1 protein-coding gene is annotated in these 225 nt (G+C 66.7%); it reads left to right on the top strand.

Annotated elements, in window-relative coordinates:
• Positions 1-225 (top strand): type VI secretion system Vgr family protein (locus tag E0L20_RS23815; RefSeq protein ID WP_207389469.1); only part of this gene is annotated, 225 nt, incomplete at both ends.

Here is a 225-nt window from a genome sequence, read left to right as displayed (position 1 = left end):
GCAACCACACGCGCAACGTGCTGCGCACCCCGGCGAACAACAAGCTGCGGATGGAGGACCGGCGCGGGGAGGAGCATATCAAACTTGCCACGGAGTACGGCAAAACCCAGCTGAACGGCGGGCACCTGGTGGACGCACAGGGACAGCGCCGCGGCACGGGCGCAGAACTGCGCACGGATGAATACGGGGCTATCCGCGCCGGAAAGGGGCTGTTCGTCAGCGCGT

It is taken from the genome of Enterobacter wuhouensis (genome assembly GCF_004331265.1).
In the GTDB taxonomy this organism is placed as follows: Bacteria; Pseudomonadota; Gammaproteobacteria; order Enterobacterales; family Enterobacteriaceae; genus Enterobacter; species Enterobacter wuhouensis.
The sequence above is the reverse complement of the archived record's forward strand: the minus strand, read 5'-3'. Positions and strand labels throughout refer to the sequence as shown.